Origin of the sequence: Pseudomonas sp. NPDC087639 (genome assembly GCF_044743385.1) — a bacterium.
In the GTDB taxonomy this organism is placed as follows: Bacteria; Pseudomonadota; Gammaproteobacteria; order Pseudomonadales; family Pseudomonadaceae; genus Aquipseudomonas.
On the sequence record NZ_JBIUWI010000024.1, the window covers coordinates 67,997 to 74,765 of the forward strand.

The window sequence follows — 6,769 nt, forward strand, 5'->3', positions numbered from 1 at the left end:
GAGGGCTGCCCTTCTTATAGGGGTGAAACCTACGCCGCACTAAACAACTTGTGCGGATCAATCACAAACTTCTTCGGCACGCCCGCATCGAACTCGCCATACCCTTCTGGCGCCTGATCGAGGCTGATGACTTGCACGCCGACCACTTCAGCGATGTTGATGCGATCCCACATGATCGCCTGCATCAGTTGGCGGTTGTACTTCATCACGGGCGTTTGCCCGGTGTGGAAGCTGTGGGATTTGGCCCAGCCCAGACCGAAGCGGATGCTCAGGCTGCCCATTTTCGCGGCGGCGTCGACGGCGCCCGGGTCTTCGGTGACGTACAGGCCCGGAATACCGATCTTGCCGGCGACCCGCACCACGCCCATCAGCGAGTTGAGTACGGTGGCCGGGGCTTCGGATTTCACCCCGTCGTGACCGTGGCCGCGGGCTTCGAAGCCTACGCAGTCCACCGCACAGTCCACTTCCGGCTCGCCTAGAAGTGCGGCGATCTGTTCGTGCAGTGGGGTGTCTTTGGACAGGTCGACAATTTCGAAACCCTGAGCCTTGGCGTGGGCCAGGCGGATGGTGTTGACGTCGCCGACGATCACCACCGCAGCGCCCAACAGACGCGCCGAAGCGGCGGCGGCCAGGCCGACCGGGCCAGCGCCGGCAATGTAAACGGTGCTGCCCGGGCCAACGCCCGCAGTCACCGCACCGTGATAACCGGTCGGCAGAATGTCGGAGAGGCAGGTCAGGTCGCGAATTTTCTCCATGGCCTTGTCGCGATCCGGCAGTTTCAGCAGGTTGAAGTCGGCGTACGGCACCAGCACGTATTCGGCCTGGCCACCGGTCCAGTCGCCCATGTCGACGTAACCGTAAGCGCCGCCGGCACGGGCCGGGTTGACGGTCAGGCAGACGCCGGTGTGTTGTTCTTTGCAGGAACGGCAGCGCCCGCAAGCCACGTTGAACGGTACGGAGACCAGATCGCCGATTTTCAGGTTCTCGACGTCGGAGCCTTTTTCGATCACCTCGCCGGTGATCTCGTGGCCCAGTACCAGACCGGTCTGCGCCGTGGTACGGCCGCGCACCATGTGTTGGTCGGAGCCGCAGATGTTGGTGGAAACCACTTTGAGAATGACCCCGTGCTCGATCTTGCGACCGCGCGGGTCCTGCATTTTCGGATAGTCGATTTTCTGTACTTCGACCTTGCCAGCGCCGAGATACACCACACCACGATTGCCAGACATGCTTTCACCTCGCTGTTGTTTTTATGAAACCGCGTTGCCCAGGCAGGCAGCGCGTTAAATGCTCGGTAAATCAAAAGATCGCAGCCTTCGGCAGCTCCTACATGAATCGCATCCCCCTGTAGGAGCTGCCGAAGGCTGCGATCTTTTAGCTATCTAAAGAACGACCGTGCGATTGGCGTTGAGAAACACCCTGCGCTCAATGTGATAGCCAACGGCGCGGGCCAATGTCAGGCCCTCGATATCCCGCCCCTTGGCAATCAAGTCTTCCGGGTAATGACTGTGATCCACCGCCTCGACACCTTGGGCGATGATCGGCCCTTCATCGAGGTCGTTGTTGATGTAATGCGCCGTCGCGCCGACCAGTTTCACGCCCTTGTTATAGGCCTGGTGATACGGCTTGGCACCCTTGAAGCCCGGCAACAGAGAGTGATGAATGTTGATCGCCTTGCCATCGAGCTTGCGGCACAGCTCCGGCGACAGCACCTGCATGTAGCGAGCGAGAATCACCAGTTCGGCGCCAGACTCTTCGATCACCTGCAAGACCCGACGCTCCTGCGACGGTTTGTCGTTGGGATCGAGGGGGAAATGGTAGTAGGGAATCTGGTGCCAGTCGGCCAACGGCTTGAGGTCGGGGTGGTTGGACACCACAGCCGCGACGTCCATCGACAACTGGCCGATGCGCTGGCGGTAGAGCAAGTCGTTGAGGCAGTGATCGGCCTTGGAGACCATGATCACCACTTTTGGCCGGTAGTTCGGCGCGGTCAGCTCGAAGATCATGCCGAAGGCTTGGCCACGTTCGGCGAGGCCGGCGCGGAAGGATTGTTCGTCGAAACCGTCGGGCTGGCGGAATTCCACACGAATGAAAAAAAGCCCGGAGAGGCGGTCATCGAAGGAATGGTGCTCGGTGACGTAGCAACCCTGCTCGAACAGAAAACGCGTCACCGCGTCCACGGTGCCGAGAACGCTGGGGCAGTCGGCGGTCAGAATCCATGTGTCTGGGGCGCGGCTCATGGTGCGGTGACTCCTGTTTCAACATCTGTGAGCAGAGTGAACTCTGTGGCTATGCTGAACTGCTTTTGTGGTGAGGGGATTTATCCCCGATCGGCTGCGAAGCAGTCGTAAAACCTGTGTATTCGATCTACCTGATAAACACTGTGGCTGGTTTGGGGCGGCTTCGCCCCCCGTCGGGGATAAATCCCCTCACCACAGAAGCACGCACGACGGCAATTCAGTGTCAGGCCTGCACGCTCAACCCGTATTCAGCCGAAGCATCCTGCAACCACAACCACCAGTAATCCGAGAAGCTGCGACGGATCAGCAGCTCCCAAGTGTCCTCAGCGGTATGACGAATCATCAGCTGCGACTTGGCGAACACCGTGCCCACGGCTTTGCCGACCGGGAAGTTGTTGGGGTGCACGTCGTAGCTGGTGGACTTCATCAATACCTGACGCACATTCGGCCCGCTCAGTTCGAGCACTTGCTGGCCGCCGCTGACGTTGACGATCGCGATGTGCAGATCACCCAGCGCTTCACGCAGCTTCTGCTCGGCGGCGAGCTCTTCGCCGCTCGGCACGATCAGCAGCCACTCATCCGGGCCCATCCATTGCAGGCTGGTTTCACCTTTGACGATCACGCTCAGGGCGCCCGGCAGTTCAATGCCCAGGGCCTTGTGTACGCCAGCGGCGAACGCTGCATCGTGGCCATCGCCACGGATGGTCAGGTGACCCAGTAATTTTTTCTCACGCACGATCACGCCGGCATTCTTGCGGCCCTTGCCGACCAGACTGGCGAGGTCGGCATGGTGCAGCGACGACTCGGCACGGGCACCGGTGGTCGGGCGTTGTTGGTACACGTTGGCTGTGGTCATAAAGCACCTTTGCTGAATTCTTGATCGTTCCCACGCTCTGCGTGGGAACGATTAGTGTCAGATGTTCTGGCGATCACCCTTCGGATCGAAGAACACCGAAGAAACAATCTCTGCCTCGATCACGCTGCCATCGGCCAGCGGTGCAAACACCCGCTCGCCGAGGCGTTTCAGACCGCCCTTGACCACGCCCATGGCAAACGAATAGCCAAGGGAGTTGTGCGCATAACTGGAGGTCACGTGGCCGACCATCGTCATCGGGATCGCCTGTTTGGTGTTGAACACCAACTGCGCACCTTCCGGTAGCCATTTGGTCGGATCGATCGGCTTCAGGCCTACCAACTGTTTGCGCTGATCACGCACACAGTCTTCACGGTTCATGCCGCGCTGGCCGATCCACGAGAACGGTTTGGTGCGACCGACGCACCAACCCATGTTCAGATCGTCCGGGGTCATTGAGCCGTCAGTATCCTGGCCGACGATGATGAAACCTTTCTCGGCGCGCAGAACGTGCATGGTTTCAGTGCCGTACGGGGTCAGGTTGTACTGCTTGCCGGCCTCGACGATTTTCTCCAGCACGCCCATCGCATAGTCGGCCTGCACGTTGACTTCGTACGACAGCTCACCGGTAAACGAGATGCGGAACACCCGCGCCGGCACACCGCCAACCAGACCTTCTTTCCAGGTCATGAACGGGAAGGCTTCGTTGCTCAGATCGATGTCGGTCACAGCGCTGAGCAGCTTGCGGCTGTTCGGGCCGGACAGGGTCATGGTCGCCCAGTGGTCGGTCACGGAAGTGAAGTACACCTTCATGTCCGGCCATTCGGTCTGGTGGTACAGCTCCAGCCATTGCAGGACGCGCGCGGCGCCGCCGGTGGTGGTGGTCATGACGAAATGGTTGTCGGCCAAGCAAGCCGTCACACCGTCGTCGAAGACCATGCCGTCTTCTTTGCACATCAAACCGTAACGGGCCTTGCCCACGTCGAGCTTGGTCCAGGCGTTGGTGTACACGCGGTTGAGAAACTCGCGGGCATCCGGGCCTTGAATGTCGATCTTGCCCAGGGTCGAGGCGTCGAGCAGGCCGACGCTGTCGCGCACGGCTTTGCATTCGCGCTTCACGGCAGCGTGCAGGTCTTCACCGTTTTTCGGGAAGTACCATGGACGTTTCCACTGGCCGACGTCTTCAAACTCGGCGCCGTTTTTCAGGTGCCATTGATGCAGCGCGGTGTAACGAACCGGCTCAAAGATGTGCCCGCAATGCCGGCCGGCCACGGCGCCGAACGTCACCGGCGTGTAGTTCGGACGGAACATCGTGGTGCCCATCTGCGGGATGGTCACGTTCAGCGAACGGGCGGCGATGGCCAGACCGTTGACGTTGCCGAGTTTGCCCTGATCGGTGCCGAAGCCCAGTGCGGTGTAGCGTTTGACGTGCTCGACCGACTCGAAACCTTCGCGGGTCGCCAGTTCGATGGCGGCGGCGGTGACGTCGTTTTGCAGGTCAACGAATTGCTTCGGCGCGCGGGCAGTGCCCTTCTCATGCGGCACCTGGAACAGCGCCAGCGTCGGCTCTTCGAGACGGCTCAGGGCTTTCGGCAGCGTGCCTTCGACCGCCGCGAAACCGGCTTCACTGGCAGCGCGCACGCCACCTTCAAAACCATCGGCCAGCGAATCGCCGAGACCGTAAACGCCGTTGATGCCACCGACGCACACGCGTTTCTGCGGGGCTTCGCCGGGGATGAAACCGAGGATGTCTTCGCGCCAGGTCGGCTTGCCGCCCAAGTGCGAGGCCAGGTGAACCACCGGGCTGTAACCGCCGGAAGTCGCGACCACATCGCAGTCGAGCCATTCGCCCGGGCTGGTCACGGCGTGCGCCTTCACATCAATCGCGGCGACGCGGGCAGCGGTAACGCGCTTGCTGCCACGGGCCTCGATCACGGCACTGCCGGTGAGGATGCGGATGCCTTTGGCGCGGGCTTCTTCGACCAATGCACCGCGCGGATTGCTGCGCGCATCGGCGATGGCCACCACTTGCAGACTGGCGTCGAGCCAATCCAAAGCCACGCGATAGGCGTGATCGTTGTTGGTCGACAGCACCAGTTTTTTACCCGGCGCCACGCCGTAACGGCGCACGTAAGTCGAGACCGCACCGGCGAGCATGTTGCCCGGCACGTCGTTGTTGCCGTAGACCAGCGGACGCTCGCAAGCGCCGGTGGCCAGCACTACACGCTTGGCGCGGACACGGTGAATGCGCTGACGTACCTGACCGATCGGTGCGCGGTCGCCGAGGTGATCGGTGAGGCGTTCGTGAATGGTCAGGAAGTTGTGGTCGTGGTAGCCGTTGACCGTGGCGCGCGGCAACAGCAGCACATCCGGGGTGTCCTTCAATTCGGCAATGACACTGGCAACCCAATCCATCGCCGGTTTGCCATCGAGGCTTTCGCGGGAATCGAGCAGACTGCCGCCGAACTCTTCCTGCTCGTCAGCCAGAATCACCCGGGCACCGCTGCGCGCGGCCGCCAGAGCGGCGGCGAGACCGGCAGGGCCGGCGCCGACGATCAGCACGTCGCAGTGCTGGTTCATGTAGTCGTAGGTGTCCGGATCGACTTCGGTCGGCGAACGGCCCAAACCGGCAGCCTTACGAATGTACTTCTCGTAAGTCATCCAGAACGATTGCGGGTACATGAAGGTTTTGTAGTAGAAACCCGGCGGCATCAGCTTGCCGCCGACCTTGCCGAGAATGCCCATCATGTCGTTGTTGACGTTCGGCCAGCCGTTGGTGCTGGTGGCGACCAGGCCTTGGTACAGCGCCTGTTGCGTGGCGCGCACGTTGGGGATCTGCGTGGCTTCGGTCGCGCCAATCTGCAGCACGGCGTTCGGCTCTTCGGCGCCAGCGGCGAAGATGCCGCGTGGACGCGAATACTTGAAGCTGCGGCCGATGATGTCGACGCCGTTGGCGATCAGCGCAGCGGCCAGCGAGTCACCCTCGAAGCCTTTGTAGGTCTGACCGTTGAAGGTGAAGCTCAGCACTTTGTTGCGGTCGATCCGTCCACCGTTGGACAGGCGATTGGTCTGGCTCATACCTTCTCTCCCAGCGCCGTCGTGGCTGTTTTTGCAGGATCAGCCTTGTCGGTAAATTGCGGCTTGGTGCCGATCTTGTAGGTTTCGAGAATCTCGTAGGTCACGGTGTCGCGGGTGACGTTGAAGTACTGACGGCAACCGGCGACGTGATCCCACAGCTCGTGGTGCAGACCGCGCGGGTTGTCACGGAAGAACATGTAGTCGCCCCACTCTTCATCAGTGCAGGCGCCAGGATCGAGCGGGCGCGGAATGTGCGCCTGACCGGATGCGTGGAATTCCTCTTCGGAGCGCAACTCGCCGCAGTGAGGACAGAAGATATGCAACATGGGGATTTCTCCTGTTAGTGGGCAACCGCAGCAGCGCCGTGTTCATCGATCAACGCACCGTTGTGGAAACGGTCGATGGAGAAAGGTGCAGCCAATGGGTGCATTTCACCCTTGGCCAGACTCGCGGCAAACACGTTGCCCGAGCCAGGTGTGGCCTTGAAGCCGCCAGTGCCCCAACCGCAGTTGAAGAACATGTTCGGTACCGGCGTTTTCGAAATGATCGGGCAGGCGTCCGGCGTGGTGTCGACGATGCCGCCCCACTGACGGTGCAG

6 protein-coding genes are annotated in these 6,769 nt (G+C 61.2%); all 6 read right to left on the reverse strand.

Annotation, left to right across the window (positions count from 1 at the left end; genetic code table 11):
• Nucleotides 1-29: 29 nt before the first annotated feature.
• Nucleotides 30-1,229, reverse strand: a complete 1,200-nt coding sequence (fdhA, locus tag ACIOVB_RS12920) for a formaldehyde dehydrogenase, glutathione-independent (RefSeq protein WP_042561444.1) — start codon at nucleotides 1,227-1,229, stop codon at nucleotides 30-32.
• A gap of 153 nt (nucleotides 1,230-1,382) precedes the next feature.
• Entirely contained in the window at nucleotides 1,383-2,240 is an 858-nt protein-coding gene (purU, locus tag ACIOVB_RS12925) for a formyltetrahydrofolate deformylase (protein WP_401268206.1), read from the reverse strand.
• A gap of 223 nt (nucleotides 2,241-2,463) precedes the next feature.
• Nucleotides 2,464-3,096, reverse strand: a complete 633-nt coding sequence (locus ACIOVB_RS12930) for a sarcosine oxidase subunit gamma (protein ID WP_401268209.1) — start codon at nucleotides 3,094-3,096, stop codon at nucleotides 2,464-2,466.
• A gap of 57 nt (nucleotides 3,097-3,153) precedes the next feature.
• On the reverse strand, nucleotides 3,154-6,171 hold the full coding sequence (locus ACIOVB_RS12935) for a sarcosine oxidase subunit alpha (RefSeq protein ID WP_187679648.1): 3,018 nt from the start codon (nucleotides 6,169-6,171) through the stop codon (nucleotides 3,154-3,156).
• Nucleotides 6,168-6,497, reverse strand: a complete 330-nt coding sequence (locus tag ACIOVB_RS12940; RefSeq protein ID WP_401268212.1) for a sarcosine oxidase subunit delta — start codon at nucleotides 6,495-6,497, stop codon at nucleotides 6,168-6,170. Before ACIOVB_RS12940 ends, ACIOVB_RS12935 begins: the two co-directional genes overlap by 4 nt.
• A gap of 14 nt (nucleotides 6,498-6,511) precedes the next feature.
• The coding region (locus tag ACIOVB_RS12945) for an FAD-dependent oxidoreductase (protein WP_401268214.1) at nucleotides 6,512-6,769 on the reverse strand (258 nt) is incomplete at its 5' end.